The sequence below is a fragment of the Mesobacillus subterraneus genome, assembly GCF_023715485.1.
GTDB lineage: Bacteria > Bacillota > Bacilli > Bacillales > Cytobacillaceae > Mesobacillus > Mesobacillus subterraneus_B.
On sequence record NZ_JAMBOF010000011.1, the window covers coordinates 1 to 21115 of the forward strand.

Annotated in this window: 22 protein-coding genes and 1 riboswitch; of the genes, 11 read left to right on the top strand and 11 right to left on the bottom strand. The window is 42.1% G+C overall.

Features of this window, described 5'->3' with window-relative positions; translation table 11 throughout:
• Window positions 1-627: 627 nt before the first annotated feature.
• The 3 genes from hmpA to M3204_RS15910 all read left to right on the top strand — a co-directional run bounded on the left by hmpA (window position 628) and on the right by M3204_RS15910 (window position 3420).
• Complete coding sequence (hmpA, locus tag M3204_RS15900; protein ID WP_251483576.1) at window positions 628-1842, top strand: NO-inducible flavohemoprotein; 1215 nt, start codon at window positions 628-630, stop codon at window positions 1840-1842.
• A gap of 188 nt (window positions 1843-2030) precedes the next feature.
• Window positions 2031-2837 carry a DUF4397 domain-containing protein gene (locus M3204_RS15905; RefSeq protein WP_251483578.1) on the top strand — a complete coding sequence of 269 codons (807 nt, stop codon included), beginning with the start codon at window positions 2031-2033 and terminating at the stop codon, window positions 2835-2837.
• Window positions 2838-2874: 37 nt separating this feature from the next.
• On the top strand, window positions 2875-3420 hold the full coding sequence (locus M3204_RS15910; RefSeq protein ID WP_251483580.1) for a class F sortase: 546 nt from the start codon (window positions 2875-2877) through the stop codon (window positions 3418-3420).
• A gap of 108 nt (window positions 3421-3528) precedes the next feature.
• Here the strand turns inward: M3204_RS15910 and M3204_RS15915 are convergent, their stop codons facing one another.
• From M3204_RS15915 to M3204_RS15930, 4 genes are all read right to left on the bottom strand, one after another.
• The gene (locus M3204_RS15915; RefSeq protein ID WP_251483589.1) at window positions 3529-3684 is read right to left on the bottom strand and encodes a DUF1540 domain-containing protein; all 156 of its coding nucleotides are present in this window, start codon (window positions 3682-3684) and stop codon (window positions 3529-3531) included.
• An 86-nt stretch (window positions 3685-3770) separates the two neighbouring features.
• The gene (locus M3204_RS15920) at window positions 3771-4820 is read right to left on the bottom strand and encodes a cytochrome d ubiquinol oxidase subunit II (protein WP_251483597.1); all 1050 of its coding nucleotides are present in this window, start codon (window positions 4818-4820) and stop codon (window positions 3771-3773) included.
• A 14-nt stretch (window positions 4821-4834) separates the two neighbouring features.
• Entirely contained in the window at window positions 4835-6196 is a 1362-nt protein-coding gene (locus M3204_RS15925) for a cytochrome ubiquinol oxidase subunit I (protein WP_251483599.1), read from the bottom strand.
• Window positions 6197-6313: 117 nt separating this feature from the next.
• The gene (locus tag M3204_RS15930) at window positions 6314-7282 is read right to left on the bottom strand and encodes a metal ABC transporter solute-binding protein, Zn/Mn family (RefSeq protein ID WP_251483615.1); all 969 of its coding nucleotides are present in this window, start codon (window positions 7280-7282) and stop codon (window positions 6314-6316) included.
• 225 nt (window positions 7283-7507) lie between these two features.
• On the opposite strand from M3204_RS15930, the gene M3204_RS15935 reads away from it, so the two are divergent.
• Window positions 7508-8071 carry a beta-class carbonic anhydrase gene (locus tag M3204_RS15935; RefSeq protein ID WP_251484204.1) on the top strand — a complete coding sequence of 188 codons (564 nt, stop codon included), beginning with the start codon at window positions 7508-7510 and terminating at the stop codon, window positions 8069-8071.
• Window positions 8072-8109: 38 nt separating this feature from the next.
• On the opposite strand, the gene yidD is transcribed toward M3204_RS15935, so the two are convergent.
• On the bottom strand, window positions 8110-8367 hold the full coding sequence (gene yidD / locus M3204_RS15940) for a membrane protein insertion efficiency factor YidD (protein WP_251483627.1): 258 nt from the start codon (window positions 8365-8367) through the stop codon (window positions 8110-8112).
• Window positions 8368-8710: 343 nt separating this feature from the next.
• Window positions 8711-8884, bottom strand: a complete 174-nt coding sequence (gene ytzI, locus M3204_RS15945; RefSeq protein ID WP_251483629.1) for a YtzI protein — start codon at window positions 8882-8884, stop codon at window positions 8711-8713.
• A gap of 133 nt (window positions 8885-9017) precedes the next feature.
• On the opposite strand from ytzI, the gene M3204_RS15950 reads away from it, so the two are divergent.
• Window positions 9018-9458 carry a Dps family protein gene (locus M3204_RS15950; RefSeq protein ID WP_251483639.1) on the top strand — a complete coding sequence of 147 codons (441 nt, stop codon included), beginning with the start codon at window positions 9018-9020 and terminating at the stop codon, window positions 9456-9458.
• Between the two features lie 265 nt (window positions 9459-9723).
• Here the strand turns inward: M3204_RS15950 and M3204_RS15955 are convergent, their stop codons facing one another.
• Complete coding sequence (locus tag M3204_RS15955; protein ID WP_251483641.1) at window positions 9724-9981, bottom strand: DUF6154 family protein; 258 nt, start codon at window positions 9979-9981, stop codon at window positions 9724-9726.
• 237 nt (window positions 9982-10218) lie between these two features.
• Here M3204_RS15955 and M3204_RS15960 point away from each other — a divergent pair, with 237 nt between their 5' ends.
• Both M3204_RS15960 and ytkD read left to right on the top strand, forming a co-directional pair.
• Window positions 10219-10539, top strand: coding sequence for a hydrolase (locus M3204_RS15960; protein WP_251483644.1), 321 nt, complete (start codon window positions 10219-10221; stop codon window positions 10537-10539).
• 88 nt (window positions 10540-10627) lie between these two features.
• Entirely contained in the window at window positions 10628-11095 is a 468-nt protein-coding gene (gene ytkD, locus M3204_RS15965; RefSeq protein WP_251483653.1) for an RNA deprotection pyrophosphohydrolase, read from the top strand.
• 210 nt (window positions 11096-11305) lie between these two features.
• Here ytkD and M3204_RS15970 read toward each other — a convergent pair whose 3' ends face one another.
• From M3204_RS15970 to M3204_RS15980, 3 genes are read right to left on the bottom strand one after another with little or no spacing between them, the layout of a single operon-like run.
• Window positions 11306-12112, bottom strand: a complete 807-nt coding sequence (locus M3204_RS15970; protein WP_251483656.1) for an ABC transporter permease — start codon at window positions 12110-12112, stop codon at window positions 11306-11308.
• Window positions 12093-12869 (bottom strand): ABC transporter ATP-binding protein, encoded by a 777-nt coding sequence (locus M3204_RS15975; RefSeq protein ID WP_251483658.1) that lies wholly within the window; start codon window positions 12867-12869, stop codon window positions 12093-12095. The genes M3204_RS15970 and M3204_RS15975 overlap by 20 nt, the downstream gene beginning before the upstream one ends.
• 17 nt (window positions 12870-12886) lie before the next feature.
• Entirely contained in the window at window positions 12887-13882 is a 996-nt protein-coding gene (locus tag M3204_RS15980; RefSeq protein ID WP_251483662.1) for an ABC transporter substrate-binding protein, read from the bottom strand.
• A gap of 131 nt (window positions 13883-14013) precedes the next feature.
• Here M3204_RS15980 and M3204_RS15985 point away from each other — a divergent pair, with 131 nt between their 5' ends.
• Together M3204_RS15985 and M3204_RS15990 are read left to right on the top strand one after the other, a co-directional pair.
• Entirely contained in the window at window positions 14014-14802 is a 789-nt protein-coding gene (locus tag M3204_RS15985; protein WP_251483665.1) for an alpha/beta hydrolase family protein, read from the top strand.
• Between the two features lie 41 nt (window positions 14803-14843).
• A complete protein-coding gene (locus tag M3204_RS15990; protein WP_251483670.1) occupies window positions 14844-15086 on the top strand; it encodes a DUF2584 domain-containing protein in 243 nt (80 codons plus the stop codon).
• A 235-nt stretch (window positions 15087-15321) separates the two neighbouring features.
• On the opposite strand, the gene pckA is transcribed toward M3204_RS15990, so the two are convergent.
• Entirely contained in the window at window positions 15322-16911 is a 1590-nt protein-coding gene (pckA, locus tag M3204_RS15995; protein ID WP_251483672.1) for a phosphoenolpyruvate carboxykinase (ATP), read from the bottom strand.
• 295 nt (window positions 16912-17206) lie between these two features.
• A riboswitch (SAM riboswitch) is annotated at window positions 17207-17346 on the top strand.
• A gap of 284 nt (window positions 17347-17630) precedes the next feature.
• On the opposite strand from pckA, the gene metK reads away from it, so the two are divergent.
• Both metK and asnB read left to right on the top strand, forming a co-directional pair.
• Entirely contained in the window at window positions 17631-18833 is a 1203-nt protein-coding gene (gene metK, locus M3204_RS16000) for a methionine adenosyltransferase (RefSeq protein ID WP_251483691.1), read from the top strand.
• Between the two features lie 364 nt (window positions 18834-19197).
• On the top strand, window positions 19198-21102 hold the full coding sequence (asnB, locus tag M3204_RS16005) for an asparagine synthase (glutamine-hydrolyzing) (RefSeq protein ID WP_251483708.1): 1905 nt from the start codon (window positions 19198-19200) through the stop codon (window positions 21100-21102).
• Window positions 21103-21115 lie beyond the last annotated feature (13 nt).

A 21115-nucleotide genomic window follows, 5' to 3' on the forward strand; every position in this document is an offset into this window, starting at 1 on the left:
TCTGTGTTAAAATTGGACATGGATAAAGTACTCCTCTCAAAAGGTTATTGTGGTGATAACTCAGAGAGTACTTTGTCCTTTTTTCTTTGTCTAGAAAAAGGCCTTACACATACATTTATAAACCATCATAAAAAATAGAGTTTCGCTATAAAAAATTATTTTTCGCTATAAAAAAATATTTTAGGTGTAAAAAAATAGATTTCCGCTATGAAAAATGATTTCAGCTATTAAAAAAGTTGGTTTTACAATATAAACGGATTGTTCGTACTTCTATTTCCTTAGTTTTTAATAGTGAAAATGAAGTTTCCCCCAAAAAAAAGAGATTTAACGAAATATAAATCAAGACTGTTTTCACGTAAAATGTTTTTTCCGACTCTGGTTTATCCACTATTTCTTTTATCTTTTTCGAGGGCGTTTCTGAATAGGTTTCCAGATGCAGATTATTACTTTTGAACGTGAAAACACCAAAGTTTACGAAATGAGAGTTAATCAAAAGTAATAGTTCTTAATAACTATTTTACGATAGTGTGATTTGCATCACTTAGTCTGATGATTTTATTTATTATAATCACTATGGGAATGAGGTAAACACCTCACAGAGTATATAGACATAAGGGAGTGTATAAAATGCTAGACCAAAAAACAATTGATATTATTAAATCTACTGTACCAGTACTTGAAGTTCACGGTGAACAAATCACGACGGTTTTTTATAAAACGATGTTCGAAAACCACCCTGAACTTTTGAATATTTTTAACCATGCGAACCAGAAACAGGGCAGACAGCAAAGGGCATTGGCTGGGACAGTTTATGCAGCAGCTAAATACATCGACAATCTTGAAGCAATCCTGCCAGTCGTCAATCAGATCGCACACAAGCACCGCAGTCTTGGCATCAAGGCTGAACATTATCCAATCGTCGGCAAGCACTTGTTGCTTGCGATCAAAGAAGTCCTTGGAGATGCGGCAACAGATGAAATCATCAATGCATGGGCAGAGGCTTATGGAGTAATCGCGGATGCGTTTATTTCTGTTGAAGCAGAAATGTATGATGCTGCTGCAACGCAAAAAGGCGGCTGGGATGGTTTCCGTCCGTTTATCGTTGCTGATAAGGTTGAGGAAAGCGAAGTCATCTCTTCATTTTATTTAAAGCCGGTTGATGGAAAAGCGATCGCTGATTTCAAACCTGGACAGTATATCAGCATTAAGCTTGAAATTGAAGGGGAAGAGTTCACTCACATCCGCCAGTACAGCTTATCCGATGCTCCTGGAAAAGACTACTACCGAATCAGTGTCAAAAAGGAAGCTGGAATGGAAACTCCTGACGGAAAGGTATCCAATTATCTTCACAGCAGCGTTACTGAAGGTGAGGTTCTAAGCATCAGTGCACCTGCAGGCGACTTCTTCCTTGATACCGAAAAGAAATCTCCAGTTGTATTGCTTAGCGGCGGTGTTGGCTTGACTCCTATGGTCAGCATGCTGAACACAGTGGCAGAACTGCAGCCGGAAAAAGAAGTTACTTTTATTCATGCCGCAGCGAACGGCAAAGTCCATGCACTCAAGGACGAAGTAGCAGCAACAACTGCTAAAGCGAAAGTTAATTCATATGTATTTTACGATGCTCCTACAGAAGAAGACCGCCAGAACAACAGCTTCGACGTTGAGGGATATGTAACGAAAGAATGGCTTAAGGAAAATGTGAACATTGAAGATGCAGACTTCTACTTCTGCGGACCAGTGCCATTCATGAAAGCTATCAACGCTTCTTTAAAGGATCTAGGCGTAACAGAAGATAGAATTCATTTTGAATTCTTTGGTCCAATGGCAAGTTTAGAGGCATAATACAAACAGGCACTCTTCATAACGAAGGGTGCTTTTTAACATTCATATACCTTCTTAGCACATTCGAAACCATTATTAATTGACAAATGTTATACAAACTTTGTATAAGTATTGTATAACTTATTAAACTGAAGTTATACATAATCAGATTATAAGTTATACATTATTTAAACAAAGGAGAGATGGAGATGAAGAAGTTTTTGTTTTTGCTGATTTTCACGATGATTTTTGCCATGTTTGGAGGGTCTGTACTTGCTGATGATCATGACCAAGCGAAGGTACGTATTGTTCATGCATCCCCTGATGCGCCAGCTGTCGATATCACAGTTGATGGTAATGTTGTAGTGGAAAATGCAGAATTTAAAGCTGTAACAGATTACTTAATGGTGCCATCGGGCGAGCATGAAGTAAGCATTTTTGCTGCTGGTACTGTAGCTGATGGCAAGCCGGTATTGACAACTAATTTAACGGTTGAAGCAGATCAGGCTTACACCGTTCTGGCGGTCAACAAACTGGAGGCATTGGAAGTAGCCGTCATGAATGATGACATGATGACAGAAAAAGGCAAGGCAAAAGTTCGAGTTGGCCATTTTTCCCCGGACGCGCCAGCGGTTGATGTAGCAGTGACTGGTGGAGATGTTCTTTTCCCGAACGCGCCATTCAAGGGTGTAACGGATTACTTGGAAGTTGATCCCGCTACGTTAGACTTAGAAGTTAGAGCAGCTGGCACACAGGACGTGGTACTTTCTTTACCAGGAACTGAGCTTAAAGCAGATATGATTTATACAGTGCTTGCTGTTGGTCTTGCCAGCGGAGAGCCTGCACTCGATGCTATTGTCCTGGCGGATCCATCGACATCTGTGATGCCTAAAGAAATGCCTGACACCGGTAAAGGGGGCGTTACAGGTCTGATGATGAGTATGCTGCCATTTGTATTGCTGATCGGGGCAGTCAGTTTCTTTTTCTATAAAAGAAAAAATGCTTTTCAATCTTAAGCTTTTACTAGTTGTCATTCTTGCAGGATGTCAACCCATGAACTCTGATTCGATTGTGGACATTGAGGAAGTAGAGTCAGAACCAGTTGTTAGTATACCGGCTTCAAGCTCTACCACTTCCGTAAAAAAGGTTACTCAAGAAATAGGCATGGTCCCTTTAAACGTAACTATTTCATCCATCGGGCTTGATGCAAAAATCATTCCAGTTGGACTTCAAGAGGATGGAGCTATGGAAGTCCCGGAAGATGTGATGGAAATTGGTTGGTACAATAAAGGCGCCAGGCCAGGGGAGAAGGGGAATGTCGTTTTAGCTGGGCATGTCGATAACTATCTTGGAAAAGGTGTTTTTTTCGATCTGGAAAATGTATCTCTTGATGATGAAGTGGTTTTATCAGACAGTGAAAATTCATTGCGTTATAAAATCGTAAAGATTGAATCCTACCCTTATGATGACGGACCAATCGAAGAGATATTTGGATTTACTTCCCAAAAACGGTTGCAATTAATCACATGCACTGGATGGTTCAACCCGCTCACAAAAAATCACGAAGAGCGACTAGTCGTCACAGCCATTCAGCAATAAGAAGCCAGCTGGTCAAACTGTGACCGGCTGGCTTTTTCAAGTTTATACCGAAAGGGTAATGCTTAACTGCATTTGTGCAAACAAACCGGAAATTCCCGGTCTGTAAGATTAACTTAAAGCTTCAAAAGTTTTGCAGTCAGTCTGCCTGCTGTTGTCTGCTGTTTCGCCTGTATGGCTGACTACGTATATTTGATCTGCGCTGCAACGGTTACCGTCTTTCCAATAATGACAGTTGTTGACCTCACATAATACATCCTTCGCCATTGTTGTACCACTCCTTCTTTGGTTGATACAACATTAGCATGCTGCGATGTGGGGGCATGTATTCGAGCTAAAATTAGGCAGATGATTCAAGAGTGTTCCTTGACTTTTTTCTGTCGTAAATACCTTTTATCCTGCATGAACAGACTCCAAAAATAAACAAAGCCTGGAAAAAGAATCAAGAATCCAACGATGTAAGTTGTGAATACTGCCCTGAATGAATTAGGGTCTGTAAATGCCGACTGGATTGTCACTTCAGGATAAACAATGTAGGGCAAGTGTGCCTTACCATATACATAGCTAGCTGCAAGGTATTGCAGCGTAATCATAATGACTGCAAGCCTTGGCATGCCTTTAAGCGATTTTTTTCCGATTGAAGGAAGTACAAGCGCCAGCCCGCCAATCAAAAAGAAAACCACAGATACAATTAGAATATAGAGATCATCCATCATTTTTTCATAAATCCATGCAGCTTCATTTCTTAGTGTCAGCATAATTAAAAACGCCATGACTAGCGAAATTGGTCCTAATATTAACGCGTCCCGCCTGTATACTTTGTACGCATGGATTTCATCGGAAGCTTTTGAGTAATCCGCTAGCAGCAACGATGAAAGAAACAGCGTGCTGCTGACCGCGAAGCCAATAAAGGCATATTCATTCGGGCTGGTAAACAGTTTGCTGAGGTTCAAGTTCTGTGAACCACCGATAAATTCAACGAAACCACCATGAGTGATTGGCAGGACGCTGATCAGCAAACCAGGAATGAGAATACCGCTGATTCCAGAAATATAAGTAAGCACCTTCCTGTAATCTTCGGCAATATTTGAAAATACAAGAAAAGCGCTCCTGACCGAAAGCAGCAGCAAGATCATGCTGCCCGGAATAAGCAAGACCGTGCCAAGAGTATACGCAGCCTTCGGGAACATGCTGTAAACAGCGACGACAAGAGCCACGATGAAAGTATTTGTTACCTCCCATGTCGGAGATAAATAACGGTTGGCGATATTCGTTGCCTTTGTCTGCGTTTTATTGATGTACACCATCGACCAGAAGCCTGCTCCAAAATCCATAGTAGCCATAACGGCATAAATAAATACGAAACCCCAGAGGACGGTAATAGCTGTTAGTGCATCAGTCACACCGGATCACCCTTTCACGTGTTGGACCCATACAATGGAATTTCCTTTTGCTGTGCTCTGTTTAAATCATCGGTTACGGTATTTTTACGGAAATAATAGCGGAGGACTATTATTTCCATGACGCCAAGCAGGACGTAAACCGCGGCAAATAGAACAAATAAAATTCCCAGGTTTGTGGCCGTGGTTGCCGAATCCTCCGTTGTAAGGACATGGTAGATCGTCCATGGCTGCCTTCCCGTGCAGGCGAAAATCCAGCCGAATTCTATTCCAAGCATCGCAAGCGGTCCCGACAATACAAACAGCCACATCAGGAAGCGCGGAAACTTGTCTTTTTTCAAAAGCTTGTTCCACACAAAGGCAATCAATGAGAGTGTGATCAACAGCATTCCTACACCGACCATCGCATTGAATAATGTATGGATAAAGAGGGGTGGCCAATGTTCTTCAGGGAAATCATTCAAACCCCTTACCTCTGTCTCAAAGGAATTTCCCGCAAGGAAGCTTAATGCCCATGGAATTTCTATGCCCCATTTGACCGATTCTGTTTCCCTGTCCGTAAATCCGCCAATCGCAAGTGGAGCATATTTTTGCGTTTCAAAAAGCCCCTCTGCACCCGCAAGTTTTTCGGGCTGATATTCATGCAGGTATTGAGCAGCAGAATGCCCATTGGCTGCTGTCAGAATCGAAAAAATCCCGCCAATGATCAAGCTAGCCATCAATGCCTTTTGATGGAATTTATACAGGTTTGAGCCAAAATCACTTTTCAGCATTTTATAAGCAGCAACGGTAGCGATGATAAAAGCCCCAGTCATATAAGCCGTGAAAACAACATGCACTGCTGTTACTCCGAAACTTGGGTTAAAGAAGGCAGCCCAGGGATCGATGTCGACTAACTCGCCATTTTCAATCCGGAATCCCGCAGGAGTGCCTTGAAAAGCATGGACATTCGTAATAAGAACCGCTGAGGCAAGTGCGCCAAGAGCGACGAGAGTCAAGCTTGCTATGCGCATCCACGGAGCGATCCTGTCGGCTGCATACACATAAATAGACATGAACAATGCTTCAACAAAAAATGCGTAAATCTCAATTTGGAAGGGCAAAGCCATGACCCTGCCGATGACTTCCATAAAACCTGGCCAGAGGAGGGAAAGCTGGACGCCGGCAATCGTTCCGGTCGGGATACCGACGCCAAGAGTGACCGCAAAAGCTTTTGTCCATCTTTTAGCCATGACTGCATAATCGATATCATTTGTCTTTTGGTATAGAAGCTCCGCAGCGAGAATCATCAATGGCAGACCGACACCAATTGTTGCATTTATGATATGAAATCCCATCGTTGTGCCAAACAGGGAACGTGCAATTAGAATATCATCCATCGAAAACTTCCTTTCTGTATTTATGCATTTCCATATTTTCTTCAAGTGTAAGAAAAATATGTAAGAAATACCTTTAAATACATAAAAAAACCTCCCATGGCGGGAGGCTGTCACAAACTATTCATTTAATGCTTTTTCGAGAACGTCTATATTTTCTTCCATTAACGTAAAGTATGTTTCATTTTTCTTGAGGTTCTCATCGGTAAGAACAGATAGGTTATGGAGGGTCAGCAAATTCGCGCCTATTTCAGCCTGGACCATTTTCGCCAGCTTGGAGTCAAAATTTTGTTCGTTTAATACATATTTAATGTTCTCTTCTTTGGCATGGGAAATTAAATTTTTCAGTTCTTTCTGGGATGGTTCATTTGTCGTTGATTGCCCAGAAATGCTTATTTGTTTAATGCCATATCTTTTCTCCCAGTAGCTGTATGCTGAGTGAGAGACGATAATTTCCTTCCGTTTAGCCGATCCAATGACCTCTGAGAAATTTTGATCGAGTTCTTTAAGCTGGTCTGAAAGCTCTGCATAATTTTTTTCGAAAGTATCTTTATGCTCAGGCATTTGTTCAGACAATTGTTCCTTAATCGCGAGTGCAAGCTCATTAGCGTAAATTGGATCAAGCCATACATGCGGATCGAAATCTCCGTGCCCGTGTTCATCTTCTTGGTGGCTATCGTGTTCGTCTGCCGCCTCATCTTCATGTCCAGCTTCAGCCTCGTCCAGATGCAATTCTTCACCCACAGGAACCATTTTTACATCTTCATTCTCCAAAGTTTTGCTTGCTTTATCCACAAAACCTTCAAGCCCAAGTCCTACATATAAAAATAAGTCTGCATCAGCGAGTGCCATCATATCCTTTTGGGAAGGTTCGAAAGTATGCTCATCTGCTCCAGGTGGATAAATGGATTCAACATTTACATATTCTCCGCCAATCTGTTCAGCAAAAAATTGGAGCGGATAAACTGTCGTATAAACCTGCAGAAGGTTGTCGTCATTCTTTTTTTGGTCAGCTGCCTCCTTGCCGCAGCCGCTAATAAATATACTGGTGATGATAAACAATGATAAAATAAAAGCAGTTTTTTTCATTCTTATAGCCCCCTGTTTCTAAAACGGACTCATTACGATTTAGAAGTGAATGTTTCAGCGATATTAATATACTAGATATTCTATGAAATTATTAATTCGTAATGGTTACGATTTATCCTTTTGTATCTTACAAAATGTTTGCTTTAAATGCAAGTAAAAGATTTTGGTTCATGGCAGGTTTGCGGTATCCTATTGATAAGAGAATTTTTAAAAGGAGAAGATATGATGAAAATGCTTGAAGAAATTCTGAATTTTAATGAGAAATTTGTTGCTGAAAAGAAGTATGAAGAATTCACAACCACTAAATTTCCTAATAAAAAAATGGTTATTTTGACTTGCATGGATACAAGGCTTGTAGAACTTTTGCCAAGAGCACTGAATGTCCGTAATGGTGATGTGAAGATCGTCAAGAATGCCGGAGCACTGATCATGCATCCATTTGGCAGTATCATGAGGAGTCTGCTGGTGGCTGTTTACCAATTAAAGGCCGAAGAAGTGGTCATTATCGGACATTATGACTGTGGAATGAGCGGAATGAAGCCTGACATAGTCATTGAGGAAATGAAAAACCGCGGCGTCCTGCAAGAAACTTTGGAAACATTAAACTATTCTGGAATCGATGTAAAGGAATGGCTTCATGGATTCGACAATGTCAAGGACAGTGTTGCCCATAGCGTTGAAATCGTTAAAAACCATCCTTTAATGCCTAAAGATGTACCCGTTCACGGCCTTGTCATTGATCCGGCAACAGGCAGGCTGGATCAAATCATAAATGGGTATGAGGAATAATTTCGGTTCTAATAAGAATGAGCTGTATGGATAAACCGTTATCTATGATTATGGGACTTCTTGTTCTTCCTCGAAGGCCATTCCTCTGGTACGGGATCCATGCCACCTGGATGGAATGGCTGGCACTTCAGGATTCTCACAATCGTTAGCCATCCACCTTTGAATGGACCGAATCTTTTAATTGATTCAAGCCCGTAATGGGAACAGGTAGGATAAAAGCGGCAAGTCGGCGGTTTTAATGGTGAAATGACAACCTGGTAAAAGCGGATGATCCCGATAAAAGCTTTCTTTAGCATATTGCTGCACCTCTTAACATAGGTTTGTTGCTGGTACACTCCAAAATAACAAATCGGCTTCTGGATTTTTACGATTTTTAATGCAGTCCTTGTTGTGGACCGGCTTGAAACAAGAAGTATTATAAGTGAAAACACCTTAAGGTGAAAATATCATAAAAAATTTTTTCCGTCTAAAAAAGGAGCTGCTGTCAGCTCCTTTAATTATGGCTCTTTTCGTAAATATTATTGTTTTTACGAGTTTTAATGCATTCCCTTTCAAAACCTCCACGAAAATAGCTCGAAGTGAAGAGAGATGCGGGATGAAAACTTTTTTTGAAAAGCAACAATCTTTGCGAAAACAGCCTTATTTATTTTTTCCATCAGTCTCGGTTTCCCCAGCAGTGCTCTGTGATTCCGGATGCCTGTTGTCGATAGGGTCTACAGTATGTTTATATTGGTATGCTTTAGAAGTAGTAACGACGCTTAATACCAATACGATGATGACAATGATGACTGAGATAATTAAAACTGTATACATAAAACGCCCTCCTTTGCTACAGAATTATTGTAGCATGTTCTTTTCTGCCATAGGAAAAAAGTTGCTGATTAGATGTTTTTTTATGTGGCTGCAAGGGAATATACAACTATGAACACGAGGAGGATGAAATAAAATGGCAAAAAAAGATGTAATCCAAGCAGTTAACCAGCAGGTAGCGAACTGGACAGTCCTTTATACGAAGCTTCACAATTATCACTGGTATGTAAAAGGACGTCATTTCTTTACACTGCATGTGAAATTTGAGGAACTTTATAACGAAGCAGGAATAATCATAGATGAATTTGCTGAAAGAATTCTCGCACTTGAAGGAAAGCCTGTCGCAACCCTTAAAGAGTGCCTTGATTTGTCTACAATTAAAGAAGCGAAAGGCAATGAAAAGGAAGAGGATATGGTAAGCCAATTGCATGATGACTTCTCAAAAATTGTGGACGAGCTTCAGGAAGGCATTGAAATCGCAGAGCAAGAAGAGGATGCAGCTACAGCAGACATGCTGACTGAAGTTAAAAAGAGCCTAAGAAAGCATATGTGGATGTTCAAGGCTTATCTTGGATAAAAATGAAACTGGCCGCCACAATACGGCCAGTTTTTTTGCGCATGGAAGACTGCTCATCCATTTTATACTAAGCTGAGAAAGCATTGATTGCTGCTTCAGAATAATTTTTATATCCTTTTGAATTTCACTTTTTTCGAGCTGGACCTTAATTGCGTTAAGATCAGGAGTCGATTTTCAGTTTAGAGTAGTAAAAGCATCATAGTTTACAAAAGAAAAAACCGGCTGGGCAGCCGGTTGTATATGTATTGTCAATTGCACCGTATGTTCAATGAATATTGCGTGTAGGGTATGAATTAACGGAGCGAGCACCGAAATCATCCTGGGCAAACTTCCCCTTTAAGCTCTCGATCAAGTAAAGGCCCATCAAATCATAAAGCTCCTGCTTGTCGAGGTCCTGAATGATTTTCAACAGATCTTCGCGGTTCATTTCTTCCAGAAAGGCAAAAGCGAGCATATCGATATCCTCTTCATCACCGGTCAATTTATTGCGATATAATTCGTATAGCTCATCAATCAGTTTCATTTCATTTCACCTCTCCTTCTTTTCGTCCATAAATCATTTATTCTTATATTTATTTAATACCCTCCATAGGAAAAAATATGCCTTGAAATTGAAGTATTTTCCTGAGGATCAGTCTCTGTATTTGGTTCTCATTTTAACATAAGACAGTCTAGAAGAGTAATGCTGAGTGTGGAAAAAATAATTTATTTAAGGATATTCAGTTTACCGGCAGGGAACGATATCCATGAGGTGAGCCACATGCCAGAAGGCAAAAAAACATACTATATAAACATTAGTGAAGGCGAGATATCAAGCGTATCGACCGCATCGCCATGGAACTTTAAAATCGAGGCTTCAGACGAAGAAATAACCGGGTTGAGAGAGATTTTTGAACAAAGCTATTCAACTGGATGGCAGGATTTTATGAGAGCTCATGTCCCTTACATCCAATATCATTATGACAGGGAAAACGACGCATTGGACAGCCTGCTCGTTCAGACGTATGAAATGATTTATAAGCTCGGAGATGAAGAAGCCAAAAAGCATATCGAAAGCATGGGAATCTTGCCAGAAAAATAGAGAGGCCGCAGACTGATGTCTGCGGTGTATTCATTGTCCAACTTTCTTTATAATGAAGATATGTTGATTCGGTGGGAGAGATAGGATAATGGAAAGGTTTACAGATCTGAATGGCGCGGAAGTCATCCTTGCCTACAATGAAAATGCTTTTGATGAACCCGCGAGGCATATCCTTGTAATTTGCAGATATAAAGGTGATTGGCTGCTGACCAATCATAGTGTAAGAGGCCTTGAGTTTCCAGGCGGCAAAGTGGAGGAAGGCGAAACGCTAGAAGAAGCTGCCCGGCGTGAAGTCAAGGAGGAAACTGGGGCATTATTGAGTACACTTGAAAGCCTTGGAGAGTACCAAGTTCGCGGAGAAGATGGATCATTTGTAAAAAGAATCTTTTACGGTGAAGTCGAAGCGATTGTTCCGCAGGAGGATTATCATGAAACCGGTGGTCCTGTGCTCGTAAATGGAGATTTGCTGGCGGAAAGAATGAAAGATGAGTATAGTTTCATCATGAAGGACGATGTTGTAAATCGAAGTCTTGAAATTTTGCAGAAAAAACGTTGAAAGTGGCGGCCGCTAAGTTGGACTGTCGCTTTTTTTGAGTCATTCAGAAAGTTATAAAACAAACATTCAGCTTCTAATTACCAGTTAAGGTAACTGATTTAATAATGGCGAAAATACAAATTTTTCGAGCGGAAATTCCTTAGAAGGAACTGTTATATACCGATGGTTTTTTCCAATTGTAAAAGAAGCCGGACACACTTGCCGGCTCCTTTACTGATTGCTTTTAATCAATTTCCTTTCGAGCAGCTCGACAAGCTGGTACATCAATGTTGCAAATACCGCGATGACAAATAATGATAGAAACACGAGTGTGAAGTTAAAAACCTGGAAGCCGTAAATGATCATATAGCCAAGGCCTCGAGCGGAGACGAGAAATTCCCCCACGATGACCCCTACCCAGGAAAGACCAACGTTTACCTTCAAAGTTGAGATGATTGTCGGGAAGGAAGCAGGCAGGATCGCTTCCCGGAAGCACTGTGTCCTTGTCGCCCCGAAGGTCTGCAGCACTTTCAGGTAATTAGGGTCCACTTCTTTAAAAGCTGTATACACTACAATCGTTGTAATGATGATGGAGATGATCGCGCCCATCGCAACGATGGAAGTCAGGTTCGTTCCAAGAGCTACGATTAGAATCGGGCCGAGTGCAACCTTTGGCATTGAATTGAGAACGACCAGGTAGGGGTCCAAAATTCTAGAAAGCATTGGCGACCACCATAACAAACCGGCTAGCACCGTGCCAAGAAGAGTACCTAGGATAAAGCCCAGCACAGTTTCAGCCAGGGTCACGCCAAGATTTACTGCCAACGATCCGTCGAGCGTTTTATCGATTAACAAGTTCCATATTTTAGAGGGGGAGCTGAAAAGGAGAGGATCAATCCATCTCTGCTGGCTTGAGACCTCCCAAAGGCCGAAAAAAGAGATAAATATTAACAGCTGATACATCCGGATAATTTTTCGCTCACGGCTTAAAGTTTTCAGGTATTGCTCATGGAGGAGGTCAGTTTTCTTCTGGTTCAAGCGACTCCAACTCCTTCCATATTGTCTGGAATAATTCGTTGTATAAAGGGTGGTTTCTTGCATTGAATGGGCTTAGGTCCCTTAACTCCTCCGGGATGACAAACGTTTTATGCAAGCGTCCCGGACGTGGCGAGAACAGGAAGATCCGGTCACTCATGGCGACAGCTTCCCCGATATCATGGGTAACGAGAATCGCGGTCTTGCCAAAAGCTTTGAACGTGTTCGCAACCAGGTCCTCAAGTTTCAGCTTCGTTTGGTAATCCAATGCTGAAAACGGTTCGTCAAGCATGAGCAGTTTGGGTTCCGTAGCCAGTGTCCGGACCAAAGCTACACGCTGGCGCATTCCGCCCGAAAGCTGCTTTGGATATAAGGAGTCTACGTTCCCCAATCCCATTTGTCCAAGCAGCGATAAGACTTCTTTTTTCCTGGTGTCATTAAGGGTGCCACTAATTTTCAATCCCAGGAAAATATTCTCCTCAATCGTTTTCCATGGAAATAGATAATCCTGCTGCAGCATATATCCGGTTTTATCCGCAGCCTCCTTCACGGGTCGTCCTTCAAGCGCAATCTGGCCCTCTGATGGTTCTATCAGGCCTGCAATGATTGAGAGCAGCGTGGTTTTGCCGCAGCCGCTCGGACCCAGGAAGGAGACAAATTCCCCTTCCTGGACATCGAGTGAAATATTATTCAAAGCAGTGACAGCAGATGTTTTTGTGAAATAGGTGTGATGGATGCCTCTTAATGTCAAAAAGTCCATTGGGCTGCAACCTCCTGTTATTTCATGACTTCTCCTGCAACCTCTGTATTGACAAGTGTTTCATGGCTGACTTCCTTAGGAAGTTCTCCAGCTTCATCCATGATATCCTGCAGGTTCTTCCATTCTTCCTCATCTAAAATTGGGTCAGTCGCAAACGATCCCTGGCTCTTGTAACGATCAACAACTGTTTCAATCAACTCTAAATCTGTATCTTTAAAATATTCCTGGATTGCTTCAGCTGTTTCTTTTGCTGTATGGGAGTCAACCCATTGTTGAGCCTTGTAAATGGCCCGGGTGAATTTCTCGATCGTTTCCGGGTTTTTCTTCATATAGCTTTGTTTCGCCATAAATGTGGTATAAGGAACATGACCAGATTCAGTTCCAAATGAAGCGACAATGTGGCCTTTGCCTTCTTTTTCGAACAAGCTTGCAGTCGGTTCGAACAGCTGCACAAAGTCTCCTGTGCCTGAAGCGAAGGCATTAGGAATATTCGCATAATCAATGTTTTGTATCATTTGTAAATCTGACTTAGGATCGATGCCATGCTTCTTGAGTACGAATTCACCCACCATTTGTGGCATCCCGCCTGTGCGCTGTCCAAGGTACGTGGACCCTTTTAGCTGATCCCACGAGAAATTGTCAATCTTGTTTCTCGATACAAGGAAGGTGCCATCTGTTTGGGTTAGCTGGGCAAAGTTGATGACAGGGTCGTTGGAACCCTGGGCATAGACGTAAATGGAGGTTTCCGATCCTACAAGGGCGATATCCGCCGCATTCGAAAGTACGGCTGTCATTGTCTTGTCGCCGCCCCACGTCGTCGTCAATTCAACTTTTACTCCTTCATCCTCAAAAAATCCTTTTGCAAGGGCAACATATTGAGGAGCATAGAAAATCGAACGGGTCACCTCTGCAACCTTGACTGTCTGTACTTTGTCTTTACCGCAGGCAGCAAGGGGTATAATGAGTATAACGATCATCAATAAAGCAAAACCGGCTTTAAAACAATTTTTCATAGAAATGCCTCCTAAAAATCGTCTTGAAAATGGGCTGATTTTCAACTTACGATATCGTATGATTCACCTAAAAATGTGTGAATGCCCAGGAACCAAAATGAAATAATTTTCATATAGAGGGAGTGGTTAGATTGGCAAACGACGGTCAAATTATTTCCAATTATAAATTTCCTTCGCCAAACCCGGCAGTCGAGCTTGAGATGGTTACCTATTATTCTGGGGGCTTGAGGGTGAAAGGGCTGCTTGCCAGGCCGGCTGATGGAAGCGGGACAGAAGGCTTTCTTTATCTGCGCGGAGGGATTAAAAATGTTGGCAAGGTGAGACCAGCGAGGATCGCTCAGTTTGCTTCTGAGGGTTTTACTGTCTTTGCTCCTTTTTATCGCGGCAACCAGGGAGGAGAAGGCGATGAAGATTTTGGAGGCGAGGATCGGGTTGATGCCTTTGCAGGGTTTCAACTGCTGCAGTCATTGCCATGGGTAGAGAGAATACATATCTTCGGCTTCTCCCGTGGCGGATTGATGGCCTTGTTGACCGGCATCAGGTTCCCGGAGGCGGCTTCCGTTGTGACATGGGGCGGGGTGACGGATATGTTTTTAACCTATGTCGAGCGAAAAGACCTTAGACGGATGATGAAAAGGGTGATTGGCGGATCACCTAAAAAGTATCCGAAAAGATATAAATTCAGGACTCCCTTGTATCAAATTGAAAGCCTGAAGGCGCCTGTGCTGATGATCCATGGCATGAACGACCGAAATGTTTCGGTTGAACATTCATACCGCCTGGAGAAACGGCTGAAGGAATTGGACAAGCCTGTGGAAAGCTGGTATTTTGATGAATACACGCACTACTTTCCGCCTTTTATGAACAGGAAAGTTGTTGGGGATTTAACGAATTGGATGAAATCACAAACACATCAATGATAAAATGAAATTATAGTAATCAATGAAGAGGAGCGAATACGATGGGGATGCCATTAGAGTTGAATACAATGATCGTGACTAAGGGGCGTGAAACACGGCTCGAAAACAACTTCTTCTCTTTGAAAAAGGAAGGCTACAGGCTATATCCAATTGACATTCCGTTAGAAGTCAAAAAGACGATTGAAGGGGACCTTACAGGTATCGGAGTCATCAAGAAAGTAGAATGGTCTGAAAATGCAACAACACTTATATATCAATTAGTTTCGTTAAATTCAACGAACTGAGCAGGGCACAATTTGTGCTCTGTTTTTTTATTTTAAATGGCGGCCGGCATTGGATTAGACTAAAGTTTATTGCCTCAAAAGTTTATAAGTGATATGAAACTGTAAAAGCAAAAGCACTACATTGCCCGAAAAAGGCGCGATGGCTGAAAAACGGTAAAAGCAGACGCTCTGCATAGTCCAAAAAGTCACATTCAAAACAAAGGCCATTTCCCTGAGGAAATGGCCTTTTTCATTCTTATCTCGCAGTCGGACCGCCTTTTTCTTCGATCTTGGACGGTACGTTAGAGAATTTCTTAAAGTTTTCGCGGAACTTTCCGGCTAGCTCGTTTGCTTTTGCAGAGTAAGCTTCCTTATCGCTCCACGTTTTCACTGGCTGGAGGACATCGTCTGGCACTCCTGGTACGTGAAGTGGAATATCCAAGCCGAAAATTTCATCTTTTACTGTTTCAACATTGTTCAATTCGCCCTCAAGTGCTGCCTGGACCATTGCGCGCGTGTATGCAAGCTTCATGCGGCTGCCTGTTCCATACTCTCCGCCAGTCCATCCTGTGTTGACAAGGAATACCTTGGCGTTATGCTCGTCGATTTTTTCGCCCAGCATTTCGGCATACCTTGTTGCAGCAAGCGGCAGGAATGGTGAACCGAAGCATGTAGAGAACGTTGCCTGCGGTGAAGTGATTCCGCGTTCTGTGCCTGCAAGCTTGGATGTATAGCCGCTCAAGAAGTGGTACATCGCCTGCTCTTTTGTAAGCTTGGCGATTGGAGGCAATACTCCGAATGCATCAGCAGTCAGGAATACAATTGCATTTGGATGTCCGGCAATGCTTGGTTCAACAATGTTATCAATTGCCTGGATTGGATATGCTGCACGAGTGTTCTCAGTCAATGAACTGTCATCATAATCGGCCACACGAGTTTCATTATTGACGACGACATTTTCAAGAACAGACCCAAAGCGGATCGCATCATAAATCTGCGGCTCTTTTTCCTTTGATAAATTAATGCACTTCGCATAGCAGCCACCCTCGATGTTGAAAACACCGTTTGCAGACCAGCCGTGCTCATCATCGCCAATCAAGCGGCGATTCGTATCAGCAGATAAAGTTGTTTTACCTGTTCCTGATAATCCGAAGAATAATGCTACATCACCCTCACGGCCCACGTTAGCGGAACAATGCATCGAGAGAATGCCATTCTCAGGCAGAAGGTAATTCATCACTGAGAAAATCGATTTCTTCATTTCTCCTGCATATTCGGTGCCGCCAATCAATACTACGCGCTGTTCGAAAGAGATGATAATAAATGTTTCAGAGTTTGTTCCATCAACTTTAGGATCGGCCTTAAAAGTTGGTGCTGAAATTACTGAGAACTCTGCTTCGTGGCTGAAAAGTTCCTCTTCTATAGGACGTATGAACAATTGGTGAGCAAACAAATTGTGCCATGCGTACTCATTTATGACCTGAATAGGAAGGCGGTATTTCTTGTCTGCACCAGCGAATCCCTTGAAAACGAAAACTTCCTCTTTTTCTTTAAGGAAATTCAATACTTTATTATATAGTTTTGTAAAGGATTCCTCGGAAATCGGCTGGTTAACAGAACCCCAGTCAATTTTGTCTTTTACCGATTCTTCCTCTACAATATATTTATCTTTAGGTGAGCGGCCAGTATACTTTCCTGTTGTTGCTCTCACTGCGCCAGTAGAAGTCAGCAGACCTTCGTTGCGGTTCAATACTTTTTCAACTAGCTGTGGGACAGAAAGCTGTGTCTGTATATTGTTTCCTTTTAATAACGCTGAAAGTTCATTTGATATTCCTACAACATTCATCGGAGAATACCTTCCTTTTTAAAAGATTGATATTTTTGTAAGTGTTTACATCTCGCTAATAGTATAGCACATTGGTTTAATTAGTCTATACTAATGCCTGAAAAATTTAACTTTTTCCAGATACAATTATAATAGAAGAAGCGGTCAGTTTGTCTGGAAAAGAATGAAAAGATTCTATAGCGTATATTTAGTTTTTTATATTTGTAAAATAACTTTCAACAACAATCGACATTTTATCAGAAAATGATTGACATGTAATTATAGGTTCGTTATGATTTTGATTTGAACGGATACTCTCTTATCCCGAGCTGGTGGAGGGACAGGCCCAATGAAACCCAGCAACCTGCAAACGAGAAAAACAACCTGAGTACAGGTGATATTTTTCGGGCAAAGGTGCTAACCTGACGCAAGGGAACTGCCCTTGAACGATAAGAGCGAAAGGCGCGGATTTAAGCATAAACCTTTCCTCATTAATGGAGAGGTTTTTTATATTGCTTTTTTCTGTCCCAGGCATGAAAATGCAACTGGGCAGCCTTCTTTGGTGTCATTGCTCCCATGGGTAGGATTAGGAAAAATAAGATTCAGATTGTTACTGGACAAATTTTTCTAATAAAAACTCAGCGTTTATTTCATACTACATAGGGAATGAGTACCGTATCAACCGAGGTCTGTATTGGGACAGCCTCGATCAATTTTAAATAAATGAGGGAGGTAATCAGATGTCAACAAAACGTCGTTTGTTCACTTCTGAGTCAGTAACAGAAGGCCATCCGGATAAAATTTGCGATCAGATTTCTGACGCAATCTTGGATGCAATCCTTGCTAAGGATGCCAATGCTCGTGTTGCTGCTGAAACATCAGTTACTACGGGCCTTGTACTAGTTGCAGGGGAAATCACAACATCTACATACGTAGATATTCCAAAAATCGTTCGTGAAACGGTAAAGGAAATTGGTTATACTCGCGCTAAGTACGGCTTTGACTCTGAAACTTGCGCAGTATTGACTTCTATTGACGAGCAGTCTGCTGATATCGCAATGGGTGTTGACCAGGCTCTTGAAGCTCGTGAAGGTCATATGTCAGATGAGGAAATCGAAGCAATCGGTGCTGGAGACCAGGGCTTGATGTTCGGTTTTGCATGCAACGAAACGAAAGAGCTTATGCCTCTTCCGATTTCATTGGCACACAAGATTTCACGCCGCCTGACTTTGGTGCGTAAGGAAGAAATCCTTCCATACCTTCGTCCCGATGGAAAAACTCAAGTAACAGTTGAATACGATGAGAACGACAAGCCTGTCCGTATCGATACAATCGTTATTTCAACTCAGCACCATCCAGAGGTTTCACTTGAGCAAATCCAGCGCAACCTTAAAGAACATGTCATCAATCCTGTTGTACCAGCAGAATTGATCGATGAAAATACAAAATACTTCATCAACCCTACTGGCCGTTTCGTAATCGGCGGACCTCAGGGAGATGCAGGCTTGACTGGCCGCAAAATCATCGTTGATACTTACGGCGGATACGCTCGCCACGGCGGCGGAGCATTCTCTGGTAAGGATCCTACAAAAGTTGACCGTTCAGCTGCATATGCAGCACGTTACGTAGCGAAAAACATCGTAGCTGCAGGACTTGCTGAAAAAGTTGAAGTCCAGCTTGCATATGCTATCGGTGTTGCCCGTCCGGTATCAATCTCTATCGATACTTTCGGAACTGGCAAAGTAAGCGAAGACGTATTGATCGATGTTGTAAATAACAACTTTGACCTTCGTCCAGCAGGCATCATCAACATGCTTGACCTGCGCAAGCCGATCTACAAGCAAACTGCAGCATATGGACATTTCGGCCGTACTGATGTTGATCTTCCTTGGGAGCGCACAGACAAGGCAGAAGCATTACGCACACAAGCAGAAGGAAAATAAGAAGCAAAAGGGAGTTGCATAGAAATATGTAACTCCCTTTATTGTTTTCCGTCTAATCAGAGAAGAATAAAAGCAAGTCACATGGTGCTTGCACCTGTTTCAAGTTTGCTTATGGACCAAAAGGTGTAAAATAGAGTATTACCTTAATTTTCCCTTAGTTTTTACTGCAAATTTTTTGCGTTTAATGGTAGTATTAGATGGTATGTTTTTTAAGAGGAGCTAGTAAAGATTATTGTTGAGTTTGCCAGTATCTTGATTGGACCGCCTGAAGCGGAAATCAGCAGGTAAGTTTAACAAAGGTTAAGTATGAGATGAGTAAACAAAACAATAAATTTTTCTTGAAATGGAGTAGGTGAAGTACATAATGTGTGGCTTTATCGGTTGTGTACATGAAAAAGCACAGGAATTCAGCAGCGATCAAAAGCAGCTGTTTAAAAATATGAATGATATCATTACCCACCGTGGACCGGATGATGATGGGTATTTTTATGATGAGCATATCCAGTTTGGCTTCCGCCGTCTGAGCATCATTGACATTGAAGCTGGACACCAGCCTTTAACCTATGAAAATGAACGATACTGGATCATTTTCAATGGTGAAATCTATAACTATCTTGAACTTCGCGAAGAGTTGATTGAAGAAGGGCTCAAATTCGAAACACACTCTGATACAGAAGTAATCATTGCCCTGTACAGCCATATGAAAGAGCAGGCTGTTGACAAACTGCGCGGTATGTTCGCGTTTGTCATTTGGGATAAACAGGAACAGATTCTTTACGGTGCACGTGACCACTTCGGCATTAAGCCATTCTTCTATTTTGAAGATGGAGACCGTACTTTTTTTGGATCAGAAAAGAAGAGCATCCTGCTGGCATTAGAAAATGATGTTCTTGATTACAAGGCTTTACAGCACTATTTGACGTATCAATTCGTTCCAGAACCAAATACAATGTCCGAAGGAATCTACAAGCTAGAGCCAGGGCATTATTTTACAAAGAAAATCGGTTCACCAATGGAGATCAAGCGCTATTGGAAGGCAAGCTTTTCGCCAATCCATAAAACTGAAGATGAATTCACGAAGGAAATTAGAGATGTGTTATTCGAATCAGTGAAGATGCACATGCGCAGTGATGTGCCGGTTGGTTCTTTCCTTTCAGGCGGTATCGACTCTTCGATCATCGCTTCGATTGCCAAGCAGTACCACCCTGCAATCAAGACATTCTCGGTTGGATTCGAACAAAACGGATTCAGCGAAATTGATGTCGCAAAAGAAACGGCTGACAAACTTGGTGTTGAAAACATCAGCTATGTGATCAGTCCGCAAGAATATATGGATGAACTTCCGAAAATCATGTGGCATATGGATGATCCGCTAGCCGACCCGGCAGCTATACCTTTGTATTTCGTTGCCCGCGAAGCAAGGAAGCATGTTACGGTTGTGCTTTCCGGTGAAGGTGCCGATGAATTGTTCGGAGGCTATAATATTTACCGTGAACCTCAGGACCTTGAAGTGTTCAACAAAATTCCACGGGTTGGTAAGTTAATGCTGAATGTCATAGCAAAGATGATGCCTGAGGGAATGAAGGGTAAGAGCTTCATTGAACGCGGCGTGACGCCGATGGAAGAACGCTATATCGGCAACGCGAAAATGTTCTCGGAAAAAGAGAAGAGCGAGCTTCTGCATGTTTACAATGACCAGTATGATTACAGAGATATAACGAAGCCTCTTTATAAACAGAGCAGAGGGTACGATCCTGTGGATACGATGCAATACATCGATATCCACACATGGATGCGCGGCGATATTTTATTGAAGGCTGATAAAATGACGATGGCTCACTCACTTGAGCTTCGCGTTCCATTCCTTGACAAGGTTGTATTTGAAACAGCTTCTAAGATTCCAACAAGCTTAAAGACTGCTAATAATACAACTAAGTATATTTTGCGTAAAGCAGCCGAAGGTGTTGTACCTGACCATGTGCTTACACGCAAAAAACTTGGTTTCCCAGTGCCAATCCGCCACTGGCTGAAGGATGAAATGAACGAGTGGGCAAAGAACATCATCAAGGAAAGCAATACAGAACATTTGATCAATAAAGCTTATTTACTGAAGCTGCTCGATGACCACTGCCAGAATAAGGCTGACAACAGCCGTAAAATCTGGACTGTGCTAATGTTCATGATGTGGCATGATGTTTATGTCGAAAAAAAATACTCCTTCCAGAAGGAGTATGAAGCACAGAGAGTATTACAATCGTTAAAAGGGTAAAAGGCTCTTTCTA

What these genes read in the sequence shown, in the direction of transcription:
- M3204_RS15955 (WP_251483641.1), bottom strand. Translation starts at nt 9,981, where the DNA reads ATGAAACTGATTGATGAGCTATACGAATTATATCGCAATAAATTGACC.
- M3204_RS15915 (WP_251483589.1), bottom strand. Translation starts at nt 3,684, where the DNA reads ATGGCGAAGGATGTATTATGTGAGGTCAACAACTGTCATTATTGGAAA.
- M3204_RS15930 (WP_251483615.1), bottom strand. Translation starts at nt 7,282, where the DNA reads ATGAAAAAAACTGCTTTTATTTTATCATTGTTTATCATCACCAGTATA.
- asnB (WP_251483708.1), top strand. Translation starts at nt 19,198, where the DNA reads ATGTGTGGCTTTATCGGTTGTGTACATGAAAAAGCACAGGAATTCAGC.
- M3204_RS15960 (WP_251483644.1), top strand. Translation starts at nt 10,219, where the DNA reads ATGCCAGAAGGCAAAAAAACATACTATATAAACATTAGTGAAGGCGAG.
- yidD (WP_251483627.1), bottom strand. Translation starts at nt 8,367, where the DNA reads ATGCTAAAGAAAGCTTTTATCGGGATCATCCGCTTTTACCAGGTTGTC.
- M3204_RS15905 (WP_251483578.1), top strand. Translation starts at nt 2,031, where the DNA reads ATGAAGAAGTTTTTGTTTTTGCTGATTTTCACGATGATTTTTGCCATG.
- M3204_RS15910 (WP_251483580.1), top strand. Translation starts at nt 2,875, where the DNA reads ATGAACTCTGATTCGATTGTGGACATTGAGGAAGTAGAGTCAGAACCA.
- metK (WP_251483691.1), top strand. Translation starts at nt 17,631, where the DNA reads ATGTCAACAAAACGTCGTTTGTTCACTTCTGAGTCAGTAACAGAAGGC.
- pckA (WP_251483672.1), bottom strand. Translation starts at nt 16,911, where the DNA reads ATGAATGTTGTAGGAATATCAAATGAACTTTCAGCGTTATTAAAAGGA.
- M3204_RS15980 (WP_251483662.1), bottom strand. Translation starts at nt 13,882, where the DNA reads ATGAAAAATTGTTTTAAAGCCGGTTTTGCTTTATTGATGATCGTTATA.
- M3204_RS15935 (WP_251484204.1), top strand. Translation starts at nt 7,508, where the DNA reads ATGAAAATGCTTGAAGAAATTCTGAATTTTAATGAGAAATTTGTTGCT.
- ytzI (WP_251483629.1), bottom strand. Translation starts at nt 8,884, where the DNA reads ATGTATACAGTTTTAATTATCTCAGTCATCATTGTCATCATCGTATTG.
- M3204_RS15950 (WP_251483639.1), top strand. Translation starts at nt 9,018, where the DNA reads ATGGCAAAAAAAGATGTAATCCAAGCAGTTAACCAGCAGGTAGCGAAC.
- M3204_RS15925 (WP_251483599.1), bottom strand. Translation starts at nt 6,196, where the DNA reads ATGGATGATATTCTAATTGCACGTTCCCTGTTTGGCACAACGATGGGA.
- hmpA (WP_251483576.1), top strand. Translation starts at nt 628, where the DNA reads ATGCTAGACCAAAAAACAATTGATATTATTAAATCTACTGTACCAGTA.
- M3204_RS15975 (WP_251483658.1), bottom strand. Translation starts at nt 12,869, where the DNA reads ATGGACTTTTTGACATTAAGAGGCATCCATCACACCTATTTCACAAAA.
- ytkD (WP_251483653.1), top strand. Translation starts at nt 10,628, where the DNA reads ATGGAAAGGTTTACAGATCTGAATGGCGCGGAAGTCATCCTTGCCTAC.
- M3204_RS15990 (WP_251483670.1), top strand. Translation starts at nt 14,844, where the DNA reads ATGGGGATGCCATTAGAGTTGAATACAATGATCGTGACTAAGGGGCGT.